17 protein-coding genes and 2 tRNA genes are annotated in these 20,465 nt (G+C 62.6%); 12 read left to right on the top strand and 7 right to left on the bottom strand.

What is annotated here, in order from left to right:
• Positions 1-110 precede the first annotated feature (110 nt).
• The 4 genes from betI (at position 111) to betB (ending at position 5,461) form a co-directional block, all read left to right on the top strand.
• Positions 111-701 carry a choline-binding transcriptional repressor BetI gene (betI, locus tag NKH36_RS06350; protein ID WP_352958676.1) on the top strand — a complete coding sequence of 197 codons (591 nt, stop codon included), beginning with the start codon at positions 111-113 and terminating at the stop codon, positions 699-701.
• Positions 698-2,227, top strand: coding sequence for a choline-sulfatase (betC, locus tag NKH36_RS06345; protein ID WP_352958678.1), 1,530 nt, complete (start codon positions 698-700; stop codon positions 2,225-2,227). Before betI ends, betC begins: the two co-directional genes overlap by 4 nt.
• 55 nt (positions 2,228-2,282) lie before the next feature.
• Positions 2,283-3,935: a choline dehydrogenase gene (betA, locus tag NKH36_RS06340; RefSeq protein WP_352958679.1), complete on the top strand. Its 1,653-nt coding sequence runs from the start codon at positions 2,283-2,285 to the stop codon at positions 3,933-3,935.
• 62 nt (positions 3,936-3,997) lie between these two features.
• Positions 3,998-5,461: a betaine-aldehyde dehydrogenase gene (betB, locus tag NKH36_RS06335; RefSeq protein WP_352960775.1), complete on the top strand. Its 1,464-nt coding sequence runs from the start codon at positions 3,998-4,000 to the stop codon at positions 5,459-5,461.
• 9 nt (positions 5,462-5,470) lie between these two features.
• Here the strand turns inward: betB and NKH36_RS06330 are convergent, their stop codons facing one another.
• On the bottom strand, positions 5,471-6,382 hold the full coding sequence (locus tag NKH36_RS06330; RefSeq protein ID WP_352958683.1) for a LysR family transcriptional regulator: 912 nt from the start codon (positions 6,380-6,382) through the stop codon (positions 5,471-5,473).
• A gap of 100 nt (positions 6,383-6,482) precedes the next feature.
• Here NKH36_RS06330 and NKH36_RS06325 point away from each other — a divergent pair, with 100 nt between their 5' ends.
• The gene (locus NKH36_RS06325; protein WP_352958684.1) at positions 6,483-7,370 is read left to right on the top strand and encodes an NmrA/HSCARG family protein; all 888 of its coding nucleotides are present in this window, start codon (positions 6,483-6,485) and stop codon (positions 7,368-7,370) included.
• Positions 7,371-7,485: 115 nt separating this feature from the next.
• Here NKH36_RS06325 and NKH36_RS06320 read toward each other — a convergent pair whose 3' ends face one another.
• Positions 7,486-9,006 carry a phosphomannomutase/phosphoglucomutase gene (locus NKH36_RS06320; protein WP_352958685.1) on the bottom strand — a complete coding sequence of 507 codons (1,521 nt, stop codon included), beginning with the start codon at positions 9,004-9,006 and terminating at the stop codon, positions 7,486-7,488.
• Between the two features lie 204 nt (positions 9,007-9,210).
• Here NKH36_RS06320 and NKH36_RS06315 point away from each other — a divergent pair.
• Positions 9,211-9,287, top strand: a tRNA-Pro gene (locus tag NKH36_RS06315).
• 44 nt (positions 9,288-9,331) lie between these two features.
• Here NKH36_RS06315 and NKH36_RS06310 read toward each other — a convergent pair.
• From NKH36_RS06310 to NKH36_RS06300, 3 genes are all read right to left on the bottom strand, one after another.
• On the bottom strand, positions 9,332-10,156 hold the full coding sequence (locus tag NKH36_RS06310) for a galactosyl transferase (protein ID WP_352958686.1): 825 nt from the start codon (positions 10,154-10,156) through the stop codon (positions 9,332-9,334).
• Positions 10,157-10,191: 35 nt separating this feature from the next.
• Positions 10,192-11,190 (bottom strand): polysaccharide pyruvyl transferase family protein, encoded by a 999-nt coding sequence (locus NKH36_RS06305; protein WP_352958687.1) that lies wholly within the window; start codon positions 11,188-11,190, stop codon positions 10,192-10,194.
• 61 nt (positions 11,191-11,251) lie between these two features.
• The gene (locus tag NKH36_RS06300) at positions 11,252-12,736 is read right to left on the bottom strand and encodes a lipopolysaccharide biosynthesis protein (RefSeq protein WP_352958689.1); all 1,485 of its coding nucleotides are present in this window, start codon (positions 12,734-12,736) and stop codon (positions 11,252-11,254) included.
• Between the two features lie 296 nt (positions 12,737-13,032).
• On the opposite strand from NKH36_RS06300, the gene NKH36_RS06295 reads away from it, so the two are divergent.
• Complete coding sequence (locus NKH36_RS06295) at positions 13,033-13,899, top strand: polysaccharide pyruvyl transferase family protein (protein WP_352958690.1); 867 nt, start codon at positions 13,033-13,035, stop codon at positions 13,897-13,899.
• Here the strand turns inward: NKH36_RS06295 and NKH36_RS06290 are convergent.
• Positions 13,878-14,963: a glycosyltransferase family protein gene (locus NKH36_RS06290; RefSeq protein ID WP_352958691.1), complete on the bottom strand. Its 1,086-nt coding sequence runs from the start codon at positions 14,961-14,963 to the stop codon at positions 13,878-13,880. The two genes, NKH36_RS06295 and NKH36_RS06290, sit on opposite strands and share 22 nt — an antisense overlap.
• 152 nt (positions 14,964-15,115) lie before the next feature.
• On the opposite strand from NKH36_RS06290, the gene NKH36_RS06285 reads away from it, so the two are divergent.
• A tRNA-Pro gene (locus tag NKH36_RS06285) sits at positions 15,116-15,192 on the top strand.
• A 104-nt stretch (positions 15,193-15,296) separates the two neighbouring features.
• Here NKH36_RS06285 and NKH36_RS06280 read toward each other — a convergent pair.
• Positions 15,297-16,133, bottom strand: coding sequence for a universal stress protein (locus NKH36_RS06280; RefSeq protein WP_352958692.1), 837 nt, complete (start codon positions 16,131-16,133; stop codon positions 15,297-15,299).
• Positions 16,134-16,421: 288 nt separating this feature from the next.
• Between NKH36_RS06280 and NKH36_RS06275 the strand changes: the two genes are divergently transcribed.
• From NKH36_RS06275 to kdgD, 4 genes are all read left to right on the top strand, one after another.
• Positions 16,422-17,984, top strand: a complete 1,563-nt coding sequence (locus NKH36_RS06275; protein WP_502911975.1) for a bifunctional aminoglycoside phosphotransferase/ATP-binding protein — start codon at positions 16,422-16,424, stop codon at positions 17,982-17,984.
• A 38-nt stretch (positions 17,985-18,022) separates the two neighbouring features.
• Complete coding sequence (gene trxC, locus NKH36_RS06270) at positions 18,023-18,472, top strand: thioredoxin TrxC (RefSeq protein ID WP_352958694.1); 450 nt, start codon at positions 18,023-18,025, stop codon at positions 18,470-18,472.
• Between the two features lie 215 nt (positions 18,473-18,687).
• On the top strand, positions 18,688-19,440 hold the full coding sequence (locus NKH36_RS06265) for a FadR/GntR family transcriptional regulator (RefSeq protein ID WP_352958695.1): 753 nt from the start codon (positions 18,688-18,690) through the stop codon (positions 19,438-19,440).
• 62 nt (positions 19,441-19,502) lie between these two features.
• Positions 19,503-20,408, top strand: coding sequence for a 5-dehydro-4-deoxyglucarate dehydratase (gene kdgD, locus NKH36_RS06260; protein WP_352958697.1), 906 nt, complete (start codon positions 19,503-19,505; stop codon positions 20,406-20,408).
• The last annotated feature ends 57 nt before the right edge of the window (positions 20,409-20,465 follow it).

Below are 20,465 nucleotides of genomic sequence, written 5' to 3'. Positions count from 1 at the left end.
TTGATCTTGATATCTGGTCACGACACCTGACTTTTGCCGCAAAATCGAGCTGGATTTTTGTTGATTGATCCGTCAATAAAAAATAACCTTCCACAAAGACCGGAGCAAAGATGCCGAAAGTCGGAATGGAGCCGTTGCGCCGCAGGGCGCTGATCGACGCGACGATCTCGGCGATCGGCGAGCGCGGTTCACTTGATGTGACGATGTCGGAAATCGCCGGGCGTGCCGGCGTGTCCTCGGCGCTTGCCCATCACTATTTCGGCGCCAAGGACGAACTTTTGCTGGCTACGATGCGGCACATCCTGGCCGAGTTGACCGCCGACATGCGGCGCGCGCTTCGATCGGCCAGCACGGCACGCCAGCGCGTTTCGGCTGTGGTCGCCGTCAATTTCTCCGACGCCCAATTCCAGCCGCAAACGATCGCCGCTTGGCTCGCCTTCTATGTCGAGGCGCAGAAATCGGCAGCACTTCGCCGGCTGCTCAAGGTCTATGCGCGACGCCTGCATTCAAACCTGTTGAGCGGGCTTGCTGGAATCCTGCCGAGAAGCGAAGCCGACCGCGTTGCCGAGGCGACAGCTGCGCTGATCGACGGGCTCTATATCAGGCGCGCGCTGAAGGACGGCGTGCCCAATGCCGCGACCGCGATCGCACTGATCGAGAATTATCTCGAAACGAAACTCAGCCGGCGGAGCGCGCAATGACGTCCAAGCGACCCAATTTCCTGATCGTCATGGTCGATCAGCTCAATGGCACATTATTCCCGGATGGGCCGGCGGACTTCCTGCATGCGCCGCATTTGAAGGCGCTGGCTGGTCGTTCGGCGCGCTTCAAGAACAACTACACCGCCTCGCCGCTCTGCGCACCGGGCCGGGCCGCGTTTATGAGCGGCCAGTTGCCGTCACGCACCGAGGTCTATGACAATGCCGCCGAATTCGTCTCGTCGATCCCGACCTACGCGCATCATCTGCGTGCCGCCGGTTACCATACCTGCCTCTCCGGCAAGATGCATTTCGTCGGGCCGGACCAGTTGCATGGTTTCGAAGAACGGCTGACCACCGACATCTATCCGGCCGATTTCGGGTGGACGCCGGATTACCGCAAACCCGGCGAGCGGATCGACTGGTGGTATCATAATCTCGGTTCTGTGGCCGGCGCCGGCGTCGCTGAGATCACCAACCAGATGGAATATGACGACGAGGTCGCTTTTCACGCGGTGCAGAAGCTCTATGATTTCGCCCGCGTCTCGGACGATGCCGCGCGCCGGCCCTGGTGCCTGACCGTTTCCTTCACCCATCCGCACGATCCCTATGTCGCCCGGCGGCGCTATTGGGATCTCTACGAGAACTGCCCGGCGCTCGAACCCGAAGTGGGCTTCGTTCCCTATGACGAACAGGACCCGCATTCGCAGCGGCTCTACCGGGCCAGCGACTACGACAGTTTCGAGATCACCTCGGAGCAGATCCGCCGCGCAAGGCGCGGCTATTTCGCCAACATCTCCTATCTCGATGACAAGGTCGGCGAGTTGCTCTCGGTGCTTGAGCGCACGCGGATGCTCGACGACACGATCATCCTGTTCTGCTCGGATCACGGCGACATGCTCGGCGAGCGCGGCCTGTGGTTCAAGATGTGTTTTTTCGAGGGCTCGGCGCGGGTGCCGCTGATGATCGCCGGCAAGGGCATACGCGCCGGGCTGATCGAGACCCCGGTCTCCAATCTCGACGTGACGCCGACGCTTTGCGACCTCGCCGGCATCGACATGAGCGCGATTGCGCCATGGACCGACGGCCAGTCGCTGCTGCCGCTGCTCGACGGCAAGACCCGCACCGAGCCGGTGCTGATGGAATATGCGGCCGAAGGCTCCAACGCGCCGATGGTGGCGATCCGCGACGGCCGTTACAAATTCATCCATTGCGAGATCGATCCGCCGCAACTGTTTGATCTTGAATCGGATCCGCGGGAACTGACCAATCTCGCCGCAGACCGGGCGCATGCCGTTCTGGTGGCTTCTTTCACCGGAAAGGTCCGGGCGCGCTGGGACATGGCCGCTTTCGACGCTGCCGTCCGCGCCAGCCAGGCACGCCGCTGGGTGGTCTATCCAGCGCTGCGCAACGGCACCCATTATCCCTGGGAATTCCAGCCGCTGCAGAAGGCCTCGGAACGCTACATGCGCAACCACATGAACCTTGACCTGCTCGAAGAGCAGAAGCGCTTTCCGCGAGGCGAATGAATGATGGCAGACAGTCTTGTTCCCTCGCTCGCCGATTTCATAGTGCTTGTGAACCATGTTTGAGGCGGATTTCGTCATCATCGGCGCCGGCTCGGCCGGGTCGGCCATGGCCTACCGGCTGTCGGAAGACGGCAAATATTCGGTGATCGTTATCGAATTTGGCGGCAGCGATATCGGGCCGCTGATCCAGATGCCGTCGGCGCTGTCGATCCCGCTCAACATGAGCCTCTACGACTGGGGTTTTGCCAGCGAACCGGAGCCGCATCTCGGCGGCCGCGTGCTGGCGACGCCGCGTGGCAAAGTCATCGGCGGCTCGTCCTCGATCAACGGCATGGTCTATGTGCGCGGCCACGCCCGCGATTTCGACCACTGGGCCGAGCAGGGCGCGGCTGGCTGGGGGTTTGCCGACGTGCTCCCCTACTTCAAGCGCATGGAGGACAGCAACGGCGGCGAGAATGGCTGGCGCGGCCACGGCGGCCCGCTGACCGTGCAGCGCGGCTCAAGGACGAACCCGCTCTACGGCGCCTTCGTCGAGGCAGGCCGTCAGGCCGGCTTCGAGCTGACCGACGACTACAACGGCGCGAAGCAGGAAGGCTTTGGGCCGATGGAACAGACCATTCGTGGCGGCCGCCGCTGGTCGGCGGCGAGCGCCTATCTCAGGCCGGCGCTCAGGCGGAAAAATGTTAGCCTGGTCAAGGGTTTCGCCCGGCGGGTGATCATCGAGAATCAACGCGCCACCGGTGTCGAGATCGAAGCGCGCAAGCGAATTCAGGTGGTCAAGGCGCGACGTGAAGTGATCGTTGCCGCCTCCTCGATCAATTCGCCCAAGATCCTGATGCTGTCCGGCATCGGCCCGGCCCAACATCTCAGGGAATACGGCATTCAGGTGATCGCCGACCGGCCCGGCGTCGGCCGCAACCTGCAGGATCATATGGAGCTCTACATCCAGCAGGAATCGACGCAGCCGATCACGCTAAATTCGGTGCTGAACCCCTTCTCCAAGGCGATGATCGGCGCGCAATGGCTGTTCTTCAAGTCGGGTCTCGGCGCGACTAATCATTTCGAGGCGGCCGCCTTCGTGCGCTCGCGCGCCGGTGTCGACTATCCCGACATCCAGTATCATTTCATCCCGGCGGCGGTCCGCTATGACGGCAAGGCGGCGGCGAAAGCGCACGGTTTCCAGGCGCATGTCGGCCCGATGCGATCGAAGTCGCGGGGCTCGGTAACGCTGCGCTCGCCCGACCCCAGATCGAAACCGGTGATCCGCTTCAACTACATGTCGCATCCGGACGACTGGACCGAGTTCCGCCACTGCATCCGGCTGACGCGCGAGATCTTCGGCCAGTCGGCGTTCGACCGTTATCGCGGCAAGGAGATCTCGCCGGGTTCGCATGTGCAGTCGGACGAAGATCTCGACGCCTTCATCCGCGATCACGCCGAAAGCGCCTACCATCCTTGCGGCACTTGCAGAATGGGCCGCACCGATGATCCGATGAGCGTCGTCGATCCGGAATGCCGTGTCATCGGCGTCGAAGGGTTGCGGGTCGCCGATTCCTCGATCTTCCCGCGCGTCACCAACGGCAATCTCAACGCACCGTCGATCATGACCGGCGAGAAGGCCGCCGACCACATTCTCGGCCGCACGCCGCTGGCGCCGTCCAACCAGGAACCATGGATCAATCCGCGCTGGCAGGCATCGGACAGATAAGCCATGATCTGACGGACTGTCCGTCTGCCCGCCCCCGGCGAAAGCAATTTGGAGAAGCTCCCATGCGCGCCCAGCCAAAGGCATCGCACTATGTCAACGGACGCTACATCGACGACGAGCAGGGTGCGCCGCTGCCGGTCATCTATCCGGCAACCGGCGAGACCATCGCGATGCTGCGTTCGGCGACGCCGAACGTGTTGGAACTCGCGATCGAAGCAGCGCGTGCAGCACAACCGGCCTGGGCGCGGCTGAAGCCGGTCGAGCGCGGCCGCATCCTGCGCCGCGCCGCCGACATCTTGCGCGCGCGCAACGCCGACCTCGCGCGCATCGAGACCCTGGATACCGGCAAGGCGATCCAGGAGACGCTGGTGGCGGATGCCCCCTCGGCAGCCGACTGCCTCGAATATTTCGGTGGCGTGGTCGCTGCCTATAATGGCGAGGCCTTCGATCTCGGCGGACCCTTTGCCTACACACGGCGCGAGGCGCTCGGCGTCTGCGTCGGCATCGGCGCGTGGAACTATCCGATCCAGATCGCCGGCTGGAAATCGGCACCGGCACTCGCCATGGGCAACGCCATGGTCTTCAAGCCGTCGGAGAACACGCCGCTGTCGGCGCTGGCGCTGGCCGAAATCTATACCGAGGCCGGCCTGCCTGACGGGCTGTTCAACGTGGTGCAAGGCTATGGCGATGTCGGCGCCGGCCTCGTCGGCCACGATGTCGTCGCCAAGGTCTCGGTGACCGGCTCGGTGCCGACCGGCCGCAAGGTGCTGTCGCTCGCCGGCTCGAAGATGAAGCATGCAACCATGGAGCTTGGCGGCAAGTCGCCGCTGATCGTCTTCGACGATGCCGATCTCGAAAACGCCATCGGTGGCGCCATGCTCGGCAATTTCTATTCGACCGGCCAGATCTGCTCCAACGGCACGCGGGTCTTCGTGCAGAAGGGCATCCACGACCGTTTCGTCGAGCGCCTGGTCGAGCGGACCAAGAAGATCCGTATCGGCGACCCGCTTGACCAGGAGACGCAGATGGGACCGCTGATCTCGAAGGCCCAGCATGAAAAGGTCATCGGCTATATCGAGGCCGGCAAGCAGGATGGTGCTGTGCTCGCCTGCGGCGGCAACGTGCCTTCGCTTCAGCGTTTCCAAGGCGGCTTCTTCGTCGAGCCGACGGTCTTCACCGGCGTCACCGACACGATGCGCATCGCGCGCGAGGAGATTTTCGGGCCGGTGATGGGCGTGCTGAAATTCGACGACGAGGACGAGGTGATCGACCGCGCCAACGATACCGAATTCGGCCTTGCCGCGGGCGTCTTCACGCGCGACCTGCCGCGCGCCCATCGCGTCATCGCCGAGCTGCAGGCCGGCACCTGCTGGATCAACGCCTATAATCTGACGCCGGTCGAAATTCCCTTCGGCGGCTTCAAGCAGTCCGGTATCGGCCGCGAGAATTCGCTTGCCGCGCTGGCGCTCTATTCGCAGTTGAAGTCGGTCTATGTCGAGACCGGCGATGTGGCGAGCCCGTACTAAGGCTCGCGGCTACTGCTGGTCAGCCGCTGTATTTGCCCGACTGGAAATCCGGTCGGATGCAAGCTCGATGAATGCCTTGACGAGGGGCGAAAGATGCCGGCTGCTCGGATATAGGACATGCAGCCCGCCGACCGGCGTCGTGTAGTCTCGGAGAACGCGGCTCAGCCGCTGCCCATTGATGAGGGGCTCGGCGATGCTGTGCGGCAATTGGGCGATGCCGAAGCCTGCGAGCGTGGCCGCAACGACCGCCTGCATTTCATTAGCGGCGAAGCGCCCGGCCACCGTGACCGTTTCCTGACCGTGTGGCCCGTCCAGCACCCAATGCGTGCCCGAGGTCGAAGGGGCTGAGATGACGCACTGGTGGTGCGCAAGGTCCGCCAGACGCTCCGGCACCCCGTGGCGCGCGAGATAGTCCGGGCTGGCGCAGAGCAACCTGTGCGTGTAGCCGAGCTTGCGGGCGATCAGCGTGGAATCCTGAAGAACGCCGGTGCGGAAAGCGAGGTCTATGCCGTCCTCGACCAGGTTGAGCTTGTCGTCGGTCAGGCGGAGCTCGACCTTGGTTTTTGGATACATCGCAAGAAAGTCGACCACCGCCTGGGTGAGGAAATGGCCGCCGAAGCCGACAGGAGCCGAAACGCGGATCGTGCCCGATGGCTCCGCTCTTGCTTCGGCGAGGCGCAAATTTGCTTCCTCGATCGTCCGCAGCGCCTGGCTGCTCTGCTCGTAATAGAGACGGCCGGCATCCGTCACGTTGAGGCTGCGCGTCGTGCGCTGCAGCAGGCGGACCCCGACCTCACGCTCGAGCGCGGCAACGCGTCGACTGACCGTCGTCTTGGGCATGGCGAGCAGACGCGCGGCAGCGGTGAAACTGCCGGCTTCGACGACGCGAGCGAATACGACGATGTCGTTGAGGTCGAGCATTGTATCCAATGTTGAGACAAAGTTTCCCAATTTTAGCCAGTTATGCATCAATGCGACAAACCCTAATTTTGCTCCATCCGAAAAAAGAAGGAGCAAACACATGACCACCAAACGAAGCGTTCTGGTTACCGGCGCCACAGGCCAGCAGGGCGGCGCGGTTGCGCGTGCCTTGCTGTCGAGAGGACTTCGCGTCAAGGCACTAACGCGCAAGCCGGACAGCGATGCCGCGCGGCAATTGGCGGCGGCAGGCGCCGAGCTCGTGGCCGGCGATCTCGGCGATACCGCCTCCGTTGTGAAGGCAGCAAAAGACGTCGACACCATGTTCTTGATGGGCAACAGCTACGAGGCCGGGATGGAAGAGGAGACCCGCCAGGGGATTCTGGCTGCCGATGCAGCCAAGGCTGCCGGCGTCGGGCATCTGATCTATTCGTCCGTTGCCGACGCCAGCAAGAAAACCGGCATCCCGCATTTCGAAAGCAAATATCTCGTCGAGCAGCATGTCGAACGGCTCGGCATTCCCTATACGATCAGCGCCCCGGTCGCCTTCATGGAGAATTTCGTCGCGCCGTGGTCGATCGGCGCGCTCAGTCAGGGCACGCATGCTTTCGCGGTGCCCGCCAAGCGCCCCCTCCAGCTGGTCGCCCTGGCGGACATCGGCGCCTTTGTTGCCACCCTGGTCGAGCGGCGCGAGCGCGTGTTCGGCAAGCGTTTCGATTTCGCCGGAGACGAGTTGTCCGGCGAAGACCAGGCCAAGATCCTTTCGCAGGCCATCGGCCGACCGATCAACTATCAGGAAATTCCGATCGCGGTGGCCCGCCAGCAAAGCGAGGACGTAGCGCTGATGTTCGAGTGGTTCGACCGCGTCGGCTACGACGTCGATATCGTGGCTCTGCACCGAGATTTCCCGGAGGTCCGCTGGCACAGTTTTGCTGACTGGGCGCGGGAGTTCGACTGGCGTGCCCTTGAGCGGGCTTATTCTGCTGCCTGAGGTCCTGTAGGCATCATCGGCCGATGACAACCTGGGGAGCGGACCAGCTGCAACGGGAAACACTTGGTCCGCTTCCCCATCGTGGCCTTCTCGCGTCGCGATGAAATGAGAGAACCTAAAAAGTCTGGTTGTAGGCGCCGACCTCAGGGCTGCGGCGCAGCACCGCATCGACAGCTTCGAACATCTCCCGGCGCCGCTCCGACGAGACCGGGCTCTCTACCACGACGACAAGCTCCGGCTTGTTCGACGACGCCCGCACCAGGCCCCAGGTACCGTCCTCGGCAACGACGCGAACGCCGTTGACGGTGATCAGCTCGGCGATCTTCTGGCCGGCGAAGACAGTGCCGTCCTGCTTCATTGCCTGAAAGTCGGAAACGACCCGCTCGACCACGCCGTATTTCAGCTCGTCGGCGCAGTGCGGCGACATGGTCGGCGTGCCGAAGGTCAGCGGCAGGGCGCGATAGAGATCGGCCATGCTGCTGGCCGGGCTGCGATCCAGCATCTGGCAGATGGCGATGGCCGTGATAAGACCATCGTCATAGCCGCGCCCGATCGGCGGATTGAAGAAGAAATGACCGGATTTCTCGAAACCGGCGATGGCGCCGAGCTCGGCCACGCGCCGCTTGATGTAGGAGTGACCGGTCTTCCAATAATCGGTGACGGCGCCATCGGCGCGCAAGACGGCGTCGGTGTTGAACAATCCGGTCGACTTGACGTCGACGACGAAGGTCGAGCCGGGATGCAGTCGCGCGATATCGCGGGCGAGCATGACGCCGACCTTATCGGCGAAGATCTCGTTGCCTTCATTGTCGACGACGCCGCAGCGGTCGCCATCGCCGTCAAAGCCAAGCCCGACATCGGCTCCCGTTTCCAGCACCTTGTCGCGGATGGCGTGCAGCATCTTCATGTCTTCGGGATTGGGATTGTAGTTCGGAAACGTATGGTCGAGCTCGACATCGAGCGGTATCACCTCGCAGCCGATCCGCTCCAGCGCTTCAGGCGCAAAGGCGCCGGCGGTGCCGTTACCGCAGGCGGCGACCACCTTGAGCTTTCGCGATATGCGTTTCCCAGTGGTCAGGTCGTCCAGATAGGTTTTGCGGAAATCCGCAACGAAGTCATAGGAGCCGCCGCCGACAAGGTCGAAGTCGCCGGCAAGCACGATCGTCTTCAATGCGCTCATTTCCTCCGGACCGAAGGTCAGGGGACGCGCCGCCCCCATCTTGACGCCGCTCCAGCCGTTTTCGTTGTGCGAGGCGGTGACCATGGCGACGGACGGCGTGTCGAGCGCGAACTGGGCAAAATAAGCCATCGGCGACAGCGCCAGCCCGATATCCCTGACCCGCGCGCCGGCGGCCATCAGCCCGGAAATCAGCGCCAGCTTTATCGCAAGCGAATAGGAACGGAAATCATGCCCGGTCACGATATCCGGCCCGGCGCCCAGGCGCCGGATCAGCGTGCCGAGCCCCATGCCCAGCGCCTGGACACCGATCAGGTTGAGCTCTGGCGGCTCCGCAGAGCCGGGATGGCCGAACCACCAACGCGCATCATACTCACGAAAGCCGGACGCCTTGATCAGCGCCGAGGTTTCAAACTCGAAGGTGTTGGGACGGGCTTCGCTAACGATCTTCAGGGGCAAGACAGCAACTCCAAGCGGCTGGAATCAGAGTGGTTTCAACGCAGGTGGTCGATGCCTATAACACGACCCTTTAAGCCGTGTTTATCCCCCAGGAAACTGAAACCTGTATGACGTTAAAGCGAAAGCGGAAGAAATGCGACAGAAGCGCTGCCATTGGCGCTTGCAGGAACGAAGTGCGGCGGCTATAAGCCCGCGGTCTGGTCACGGAGTGTAGCGCAGCCTGGTAGCGCACATCGTTCGGGACGATGGGGTCGCAGGTTCAAATCCTGCCACTCCGACCAGAAGCTCCTCTCCTCTCCCATCAAGTTTGGCCCGCCCGGGGTGATCATGTATCCCGGCGAACAGCGGTTTTGCCGAAGAACTCGCGTTTCGCGGCCTCACCGACCAGCCGCAGCCGTAAGGCATTGCGAAGCAGTCGCCTGGGTCGTTTGAGCGCGCCCCAGTTCAGGAAATACTTGGCCATGATACCGGGCGTCCTGCTGTGCGAGCCGGCATGGGCGACGCGATAGACGGCGCCGCGAAACGGCAGCGTCGCCAGAGGCGTACCGCGCTCGGCCAGAATGTCTGCAATCCGGATATGACTGCCGAGCATCGACTTCATCCAGTCGGGAGAGGCATCCCCGTAACGGTCGGGCAGACCATAGAGGTCCGACCGGATTATCAATGACGTCCCGCAAAGATGGTTAAAGTCGTCATAGCCGAGGAGGAGCTTGCCGCCGTCGTCCCAGACATAGCCGCGGTCGATGGTCCATCCGTTTGCGTTTCGGTTCTCCGACACGTGCTGGACAAGGCGGGCGCTCACGAAATCGTCGTCGTCGACGATCATGAAGAAGCGGCTGTCGCGTGCCCGCAGCATGCCCTTCAGCACGCGGCGGCCCTTGTCGACCCGGAAGGCGTCGTAGAAGTCCTCCTTGCTCGCCCCGCCGCGCTCATGCGCATCGTTTGGCGGAAAGGTCACGCGTTCGACACTGAAGCGCTCGGGGAGATTTGGCAGATCGGCGCCCTCGTTTGCGACGATGATGCCCCGCCAGTCGTCGTTGGTCTGGCTCGATATCGAGCGAACCGTCTGGGCGAGATTCGCCTTGAGCCTGCTCCAGTCGCGCGCATTGTGCTGGTGGCGCACGGGAATGATGAAGGTGACGAGTGTCATCTTAACCTCAGCAAATGTCTTCTGCGTGCCAAAGATCAGGCGGCGACAGCGGCTGCCTGCCGCGCCCAGCCGATCCCGTCGTCGAGCGAGGTCGCCTTGTAGGAAAGGTCGGTTCCGCCCGAGAATGCCGCCATGAACCGCCGTATCTTGCCGTAGCTGTTGTCGAGGACCGCATGCGGCCGACCGATCAGCAGCGAGCAGATATGGACGTGCAGGCGATCGGTGACGATCGCACGCCCGCGCGAAATCTGCCTGATGCCTCGCCGGAAGCGATTGTGCGCGGCCGCGTCCAGCTTGCGCAGCCGCACCTCTGCCGGCTTGAGCGCCAGTAGCGCGGAGGCAGCACCAATCGCCTTGGCGACGCGCACCTGCCGCGCAGATTCGGTGATCCAGTCCTCCATCGGAATGTCGGGGTAGGCCGAGCGATCCGCGTCACCTGCCTTCTCGAGGTCCGCCCTTAACATCGCCAGCACCGGAAACTCGGATGCTTCCGGTTCGAGCGCGCCGATGCAGAATGCCATATCGGGGCAAAGCCGCACTTCGCAATGGAAGTGCTTCTCTGCGAACGCCTTCGATTCCTCGTCGCGCACCAGGAGAACAAAGTTCTTGTGCCCGCCGATGATGCGCGCGCTCCTGTCGCGGCGCTCCTGCGACTTGTAGTGAATCGATTGCGGAAACTGGATGATCCGGCGGTTAGGGAATTGCTCGAGCACGCGCTCGCGGAAATCCTGATGCGTGATCCAGAGGTCGCCGAAATTGCCGCCGCCATGGATGAAGATCGGTCCAGTCGGGACGGCCCGTTCGAGATCCTCCGCCGAGAAATCGCGCATGCGCGAGACATAGGCCGGCCGCTTGCCGCAGCGGTCTTTCAGGTAGGCCATCTCGCCGAGCCAGATGGCTGAGTCGCCGCAATTGCGGATATCCGGAAAGTCGAGGATCGCCAGCGGCTCGTCCGCCCGGACATAGTCCTTCAGGCAGTCATGGATCATCTCCTGCAACCTGGCGATCAGGACCGGAGGCGTTTCTAATGTCATTCCTCTTCCTCCATCTGGCCGGCTGTCCGGCTCGTGTTGCAGCAAATCCGACGTGCTAGCTTCAGCCATGGCGAACCTTCGACAGTATCTTGCCCAAGATGCTCAGGATTTCCCGCTCGGGGCCGTCGGGCCGCTTCATCAATAGCCATAACCCGAAGCTCGACCCGCAATAGAGGACCGCGCCCAACGGAACGAGGATCGCCAGCTGCCAGGCGAGCCCCACGCTGTCGTTCGCCGCGGGCAGCCAGGTCGAGGCGAACAAGACGCCCGCGGCCATGATCGCGATGCTTGCGAGCGCACGCCCGTTGGCCGCCAGCTGCTCCAGCACCGTGACGCCGATGAAGTGCTTGACCAGCACCATGTTGACCAGCGCTCCGAGCAGTCCGGTGAACACTCGGCTGTAGATGACACCTTCGAGCCCGTAGAGCATGAGGGCACCGAAGATGATCGGTACGCGGACGAACAGCATCTGCGTGTCCCGGACGAACAGAAGCCTCGTCTTGCCCTTCGCCATGCCGAGCGGCTGCGCCAGCGAGCCCAGCGTCTGCAGGGCGTACACCGAGGCGAGCGACTGGATGATGAAGATTGCCGGCGCCCATTTTTCACCCAGCGTCAGCCTAACCAGGGGATCGGCGATCAGCGCGACGCCGATGCCGGCAGGAAGCGCGATCGCGGCGACAAGTGCCTGGACGCGCTGATAGGCGGCGGCGAGGCGGCCTGGGTCGTCGCGAATTGTGGCGAAGCTCGGGTAGATCGTCTGGGTGAGCGGCGCCGTCGCCTCGCGTGTCGGCAGGCGGGCGAGATTGCTGCCAAAGGTGTAGTAGCCAAGCTGCGCATTGCCGAGCACCTTGCCGATCAGCAGGTGGTCGAAGCGCCAGTTGAGCGTGTTGACGATCTGGCCGGCCGTCAACCAGGCCGAGAAAGAGAAGAACTCCCGCATGTGCTTGAAGACGATCCTCGGGCGGAACGGCACCACCAGATAGGAGGTGACGAGATAGGTCGCCTGGCTCACGAGGGTACCCACCACGAGGGCCCAGTAGCTGTGGAAGATCATCGCGATGGCCACCGCCACGACGACCCCGACGAACTTCTGCGAAACGCTCAGCACGAATTCCTGCCAGAAGATCAGCTTGCGCTGCAGCATGATCAGCCGCGGATTCGTCATGCTGCCGAGCAGCACGCTGAAGCCCAGCGCAACCATGACGCCGAACAGGCGCGGGTCTTCATAGACCACCGATGCCGGCCAGGCACAGGCCGCGAAGAAAAGGCACAGTATCAGTCCGCGCGTGGCATTGAGGGTCCAGGCAGCGCTGAAATGCGATTCGGTGGGCGCCTCATGTCGGATGAGCGCCTGGGTGAGCGAGAGTTCGGTGATTGTGGTGACGATCAGGAGCATCGTCGTCGCCAATGCAACGAGGCCGAAATCGGCAGGCGAGAGGTACCACGCCAGCACGAAGGTGCTGAGCGTCGCCAGCCCGTTCACGATCGCTCGCGACAGGCTGAGCCACATGCTTCCCTTGATGAGCCGCCCGGTGATACTGCTCATACTGCAGGCGATTCCCGATACTCTCAGCGCCATTTGGCGCTCTTGTTGCACCCCGAGCCGCAGCGCTTATACCGCGAACGAAGACGGGTAACGAGAACAAAGATCAGCGCCCATTTGCCGCACCGCACAATTACCGTGGAGAGCCGGCGCGGAGCAGATTTCCACGTTTGCGGTGGCGCCGATTTGCCGCACTGCACAACGGCTCGCGTTGGTCGAGAATGAGGCAACACCCGCGGTCGAATGTGCTACACCGCTTCCGGTAGCGGGTCTGGCAGAGAGCAAGCCCGAGGGAAGAGGTGTTCGTTTTGCTGGAAGAGGACGCCGTGGCTCAAGGTGTGAGGAAAATCGTCCGCAAGGTGCGCGGTCTTGCTCGACGGGACAGAGGCTACGTGCCCCCTCCCCCGTTCCAGCCGAACACGATCGAGCTGTTCTACTGGAAGTCGCCCCTCGGCGTGAACTTCGGCGACTATCTCTCCTCGGTGATTGTCAACAAGATGGCGGCCGACGCCGGCTGCTTCCTGGACGAGGAACGTCCGAGGCCGGTGAGGCTCCTGAGCATAGGCTCGATCCTGCATTTTGCGCGCAACGGCGACGTCGTCTGGGGTTCCGGCATCAACGGCAAGATCCGAGACGAACGGCACGTGTTCAGCTCGCTCGATGTGCGCGCCGTCCGTGGTCCCCTCACCCGCGATTTTCTCATGCGGCGTGGCATCGACGTGCCCGAGGTGTTCGGCGACCCCGGGATTCTCGTTGCCGATCTTCTGGGTTCCCGTTTTCCGAAACCTGCCGAGCCCAAGACGCCGGTCGCATTTGTCCCCAACTTGCACGACCTGCCGAAGATGGAGGGATGGGAAAACGTCGTCTCTCCACTCGACTATTGGGCGAGCGTGGTACGCCGCATTTCGGAAGCGAGCCATGTCATCTCGAGCTCGCTCCACGGGCTGGTTATCGCCGACGCGTTCGGCATTCCCTGTACGTATCTGCGCCTGTCGGAAGAAGAAAACACACTGAAATATGAGGACTATGTCCTCGGCGTCGGCCGCGCGCGACTGGACATCACGCGATCGCGCGAGGAAGCCGTCCGCGCGAGCCCGATGGGCACGGCCCGGCCAGATCTCGCGAGGCTGAAGGCGAGCTTCCCCTACGATCTCTGGGATTGCTGAGAGGCCGTCGGGGTCGGCTCGACAGCAGCGCGCCGCCCGGTCAGCGATTTCAGGAAGCGCGTGACATCCGATCCGACCCTCGTCCACTCAAATGGCGACAGATCCGGGCGCGGCGACGTGGACTTGCGGAGCGCGGCGAGGAAGCTCTCGAGAGTGGCGGCCGATATTTCGCCGTCGAACAGATGCACCCACTCGGCTCCGACCACCTCCTGAAGCTCCGGCAGGCTGCCGATCCGCGGGGCCAGGAGCGGCTTGTTGCGCCCGAGCGAATGCAAGGCGACGCCGCTGTTCAGGATGTTGCGGTATGGCAGCACGACGGCGTCGTGTGAATCGATGACGCGCTCTAACTCGTCGTCCGGCACGAACTCCCTTCGGATGTCCAGCTTGATCCGCTTGTCGTCGCCCGCGGCTGTGCGGATCCTGCGTTCGAGATCCTCTTCCGGGCAAACGCCGATCACCGTGAGAGAAAACGCGGCCGTCGCCGCCTTGCGGGCCTCGGTAACCAGCTTTTCGACGTTCTTGTACTCCCTGATCAGTCCGAAGAAGAGAAGCCTGTTGCGTCGCTCGGATGGTCTGGCGTCCCGCGGCGGTTCGGCGACCGATTCATAACGACCATGGACCGTGACCAGCGTGGCGAGCGAACGCGCCGCGGGATGCAGGCGATGCAACTCGCGGCGGGAATGTTCGGAAAGGAGGATCACGCCGTCGAGCAGCTTCAGAAACAGGTAGGTGGTCAGCCCCGATTTCAAGCTGCCGCCGTCATGGGGCTCCAGGTTGTGTACCACCCACAGAAACCTGGTTCCGTGAAAGACCCTGTCCCAGAGCATGCGGCCGAGAAGCTTGAGCGTCGCCTTGCGGCTGCTCGGCCGAAAGAATTCGGTCGGCCAGTGGAAGAGGACGATGTCGTAGCGGCCGCGGCCCAGGTGCTCCCAGTCGAACTGAACCCGCTCGAAGCTTGTGCCGTCGATGTGGCCGGAGAAGAGACCCGTAAAGCTGTTGCCCGGAGCATTGAGGGGTTTCAGCGCCAGAACAGGTTTCTGCGCGAAATGTATCTTGTCGGTCATCGGCAATGTTCCGTGGCAACGCTTGATCCCGAAGGTGAGCCTAGGCCTGTCCCGTGCCAGCGCAAGCGCGGGTGTCGGGTCAATTGGTCGCGGCTTCTGACCCGACGCGTTCAGGAACGAAGTGCGGCGGCTATAAGCCCGCGGTCTGGTCACGGAGTGTAGCGCAGCCTGGTAGCGCACATCGTTCGGGACGATGGGGTCGCAGGTTCAAATCCTGCCACTCCGACCAGAAAAACAAGCACTTTGCTTTTTCCCGAAGCCGCCTCCTACCTGAAACTTCCCAACCCTTCTGCGCGTTTTTGGGCTTGACCGCCATGCCGTATTGGGCGGCGGCTACCGCGCCATAAGGATCGGCACCGGCGGATCTTCAATCATCGAGATGGTGACGCCGCCGAAGATGCGCTCGCGCAACCGGGAATGACCATAGGCGCCCATCACCATCAGGTCGGCGGCGATGTCCACCGCGTGCCGGCGAAGCACGTCGGCAACTGAATGATCCAGGCTGGGCAGCCGGTCGACCGTGACTTTCATGCCATGCCGCGCGAGATAGGCGGCGGCGTCGGCTCCGGGTTCCGCCCCGTGGCGGTATTCGTCCGCCATCGGATCGACCATGACTAGGTGCACCTCATCGGCGCCTGGCAGCAGGTCGAGGGATTCGCGGACGGCACGCGATGACTCCAGACGGGCGTCCCATGCAATCAGCACGCGTTTCGGCTTCAGTGTCGGCCGCGACCCCTCGGGGATGAGCAGCAAAGGCTTTCCCGAAGAAAACAACGCGCCTTCGATCGCTTTGCTTTTCAGCGTTTCATTGGCAAGCAGCTCCGGTCCAACAACCGTGATGTCGGCGTAGCGGGCACGGCGGCCGATGGTATCGTCGGCCCAGCCAGCTTCCGGATATTCGCTGGAGACATCGGCCGAAACCACCCTGCCGGCGAGAAAAGCCGACACCGCGGCGGCTCGCTTCTTCAACAGATTCTCGTCGACCTGACGCTCGCCGAGCCAGGATTCTGAAACGACCGCGGCATACTCTCCGACAGGCGGCGGCGCAGCAATGGCAACGACCAGAACAGCAAGGTGAGCGCCGATTTCGCTGCACAGGCCGGCGGCGAGCTTGAGATCGTCGTCACCCTTGTTCGGTCCCGTGACGGTAAGTATCGTCCTAAACGCCATGGTGGCTGCTCCCGATCTTGCGTCAAGCCCAATCTTTGTTGCAACAATAGCGAGACGGCTCGGCGTTGCGCTGAACGAAGAACGTCGCCGCGCATCATTTGATCCGTGTCAACGTGCCGACGTCACAGGCTTCAGGCCGCTACGCTGTGCCGAAACGTGGCCACGGAACGCATCCATGAGTTGGCTGGTTATATCCAGACGCTGCAGCAGTAAGGGCCCGATGGCGCGGGATTTCAGCGACCACGCGCGTCGGATTCCAAAGGTTCGATACAGGTAAAGAGGCATCCGATGATCGTCGAAGATCAGGAATCCGTGGCCGCGATGTTGATGACCCCCTCCGCATATGGCGAGACCGGGCCGGTCAACGCGATGGAAACTCATATCTCGCGTCTCTTCCTGGTTGGCCGGCGCGCCTACAAGATCAAGCGAGCTGTCAAGCTGCCCTATGTCGACTTCTCTACCCCGGCGCTGCGGCTCGCCGCCTGCGAAGAGGAGGTGGAGCTCAACTCCAAGACCGCGCCCGGTTTTTATCTTGGCGTGCGGCGCATCACGCGAGAGGCCGGCGGCCAGCTCGCCTTCGACGGAAGCGGCAAACTGGTCGATGCGGCGGTCGAGATGGTCCGTTTCGACCAGTCGAAGCTGCTCGATCGAATGGCAGTCGGTGGCGAACTGACGCCTGCGCTGATGACGGCGGTCGCGCGCATGATCGTGCGCTATCATCGCGGCGCGCCGGAGATCCACAAGGGCAGTGGATCCTCGAACCTGGCAGACGTGCTCGCCATCAACGAAGCTGGTTTTGCCACCAGCCATGTTTTCGAAGCAGCCGAGATCAAGGCATTCATCGGGATCTTCCGCACCGCCCTCGCCCGTCATCGCGAACTGCTCGACCGGCGGGAGGCAGCAGGCAAGATCCGGCGATGCCACGGCGATCTGCATCTGCGCAACATCTGTCTCTTCGACGGAGAGCCCCGCCTCTTCGATTGCATCGAATTCAATGACCAGATCGCCAGCATCGACGTGCTTTACGATCTGGCCTTCCTGCTGATGGACCTCTGGCATCGCGGCTTTCCGGAACTCGCCAACCTGGTGATGAACCGCTACCTCGACGAGGCAGACGACGAGGACGGCTTCATTCTCCTGCCGTTTTTCATGGCAGTGCGGGCCGCAGTGCGCGCGCATGTCACCGCAACCCAGATCGAGGAAGGCAGCGCCGGTTCCGGCGGGCTGATTGCCGAAGCCAGATCCTATTTCGAGCTCGCCCGAACACTTCTCCAGGCAAGGCCTCCGCGGCTGATCGCCATCGGCGGCTTGAGTGGTTCCGGCAAGACGGCCGTTGCCGAGGCACTCGCCGCACATGTCGGCGCGCCGCCAGGTGCCCGCATTGTCGAGAGCGACCGCATCCGCAAAGCGATGCATGGAGTGCCGGCCGAGACGAAGCTGCCGGACAGGGCTTATCGACCTGATGTGTCCGACCGCGTCTACCGCGAAATGGCATGGCGTGCCGACTTGATCCTTGCCGAAGGCGGTTCGGTGGTCGCCGATGCCGTCTTCGACAGGCCGGCCGATCGCGACCGCATCGAGAAGGCGGCAAACGGCAGAGACGTTGCTTTCGCCGGATTCTGGCTGGAGGCGGATCCGCTCGTTCTTTGGCAGCGGGTGAGCGAGCGCCGAGGTGGTCCTTCGGACGCTACTGTCGACATCTTGTCGCGGCAATTGCAGCGAAATGCCACCCAGTCCACCTGGCGCAAGGTCGACGCCGATCGAAAGCTCGCCGACATAGCCGCAGAGTTGGCGAGCGTTTCGGACGCGGCCGCTTCTGCGCAGGGTGCTCCACTCAAGACAGCATCGTGACGGCAACGATCGACGCGCATAAAGATGGGTGAATGGGCATGACGCAGGAAAAACTGGTGGTCTGCGGCAAATGCGGCGGGGTCAATCGCCTGCCGTCGGCACGCAATGCCGGGGACGCGAAATGCGGAAAGTGCGGCTCCAAGCTGTTCTCGGGTCACCCGGCAGAAGTCGATGCACAGACTTTCGATCGCCAGGTCACGCGAAGCAGCCTCCCCGTTGTCGTCGACATCTGGGCACCATGGTGCGGCCCCTGCAAGATGATGGCGCCGGCCTATGAGGCGGCAGCAAACGAACTGGAGCCGCATGTTCGCCTGATCAAGCTCAATTCCGACAAGGAGCAGGCCGTTGCAGGTAGGCTCGGCATTCGCAGCATCCCGACCATGATCCTCTTCCATGGCGGACAGGAGATTGCGCGCACATCCGGCGCCATGACGGCGGGGCAGATCGTCAGGTGGGTCCGCGATCACCTGCCGACGGCCACAGCCTGAAAGCCGCCACGCCGTGGATTCGCTGATCGCGATGGCCGCATCAGCAAAGATTTCAACGAGCGCAAGCTAGGTGATCCGAGGCCGACACGCGGAGCGCAGAAGCCATATGACGACCTAAGCGCACTCGACCTGGATGACAATTTTCATATGATGACCTCGCTTTTGGCCCGCACTGGGAGTATGGATCCTCATGGACCGGCAAAGTTGGAGGACCCATGCAGCAGGCCGAACATCGAACGTCCCGCAGGTCGTTCGTTTCTCAGGTTGCAGATGCGCTGCGCGGCCAGATCGAAGCCGGCTTTTATGCACCTGGCGACAAATTGCCGACAGAACCTGCGCTGATTGACCGGTTCGGGTTCAGCCGCACTGTGGTCCGGGAGGCCATCGCCGCCCTTCGCGCCGACGGGCTGGTGGAATCGCGGCAAGGCGCCGGCGTCTTCGTTCTCGGCCCGAAACCTGTCGACGAGGGATTGAAGCTCTTCACCGACGAAACGAACAAGATCTCGGATATCATCGAAGAGCTGGAGCTGCGCATCGGCATCGAAGTCGAGGCAGCGGGCCTTGCCGCGGCCCGCAGTTCGCCGGCTCAGGAGGCCGAAATCGAGGCCCAGGTCGAAAGGTTCGCCGATCTCATGGCGCAAGGGCAACCCACCGACGAGGCGGACTTCCAGTTCCACATGGCGATTGCCACCGCAACGAACAACGCCAGGTTCAAGGCATTCCTCGAACATGTCGGCCGGCGGATGATCCCGCGGGTGAAGTTCAAGACGATGATGGGCGGCATCGACCCCTTGCCCAATCGCGACCATCCGATTCTTGAGGAGCACAGGGAAATCGCGGATGCAATTCTCGCCCGCGACCCGGAAAAGGCGCGTGAGGCGATGCGCCGCCATCTGGTGACGGGGATAAAGCGCTATCGCGCGCTGACCGTCCGGCGCTCGACGAACCAGGACAAAACCGGCGGTTGACTCGTCCGGATACTCATCATATGAATCTAAATGACATCATATTAATTGTGGGATGAGTTCGTTTGTCGCCAGATGAAATCAAGTCGCGTGTCGCTTCAGGGCTGCTGTCGTTTCCGGTCACACATTTCAACGAGAATTTCAGCCTCAATCTCGAAAGCTATCGCGCGCATGTGGCATGGCTCTCGGGGTTCGGTGCCGCTGCCCTGTTCGCGGCCGGCGGCACGGGCGAGTTCTTCTCCCTGTCGCCGGAAGAGGTCGCCGACGTTACCCGTGCGGCCAAGGAAGCCTCGGGAGACGTGCCTATCATCGCCGGCTGTGGCTACGGCACGGCGCTCGCCACGGAAATTGCGCGCCGCGCCGAAGCCGCGGGAGCCGACGGTCTTTTGCTTCTGCCTCATTATCTGATGGAAGCCTCCCAAGAAGGGATATTCCGGCACGTCAAAGCCGTGTGCGAATCCACCGGCCTCGGCGTCATCATCTACAACCGTGCGAACTCGGTCGCCAATGCCGACACGGTTGCTCGCCTTGCTGACGCCTGCCCCAACCTGATCGGCTTCAAGGACGGCACAGGCAAGGTCGATCTTGTCCGCCACGTCACCGCCAAACTTGGCGATCGGCTCTGCTACATCGGTGGCATGCCCACGCATGAGCTCTTTGCCGAAGGCTTCAACGGCGCCGGCGTGACGACTTATTCCTCCGCGGTCTTCAACTTCGTGCCGGAATTGGCACAGCGCTTCTACAAGGCCATGCGGACAGGCGATCGCGCTACAATGGAAGAAATCCTGCACAGCTTCTTCTTCCCCTTCGCGGCTTTGCGCGATCGCGAACAAGGTTATCCAGTGTCGATCATCAAGGCAGGAGTCGAACTCATTGGACGGACACCCGGTCCGCTTCGCCCGCCGCTGACGGATCTGAAACCGCAGGAAAAAGACGTGCTGCGCGGGCTGATCGAGAGGATCGCCGCCTAGTCGCCGGGAGATCGGCAAATTGTCGGACGAACGGGACGAGGAGGTTCGTCCGTCGCC

The sequence above is a fragment of the Mesorhizobium sp. M1312 genome, assembly GCF_040318115.1.
Lineage (GTDB): Bacteria > Pseudomonadota > Alphaproteobacteria > Rhizobiales > Rhizobiaceae > Mesorhizobium.
This window is presented reverse-complemented; position numbering and strand designations above follow the sequence as displayed.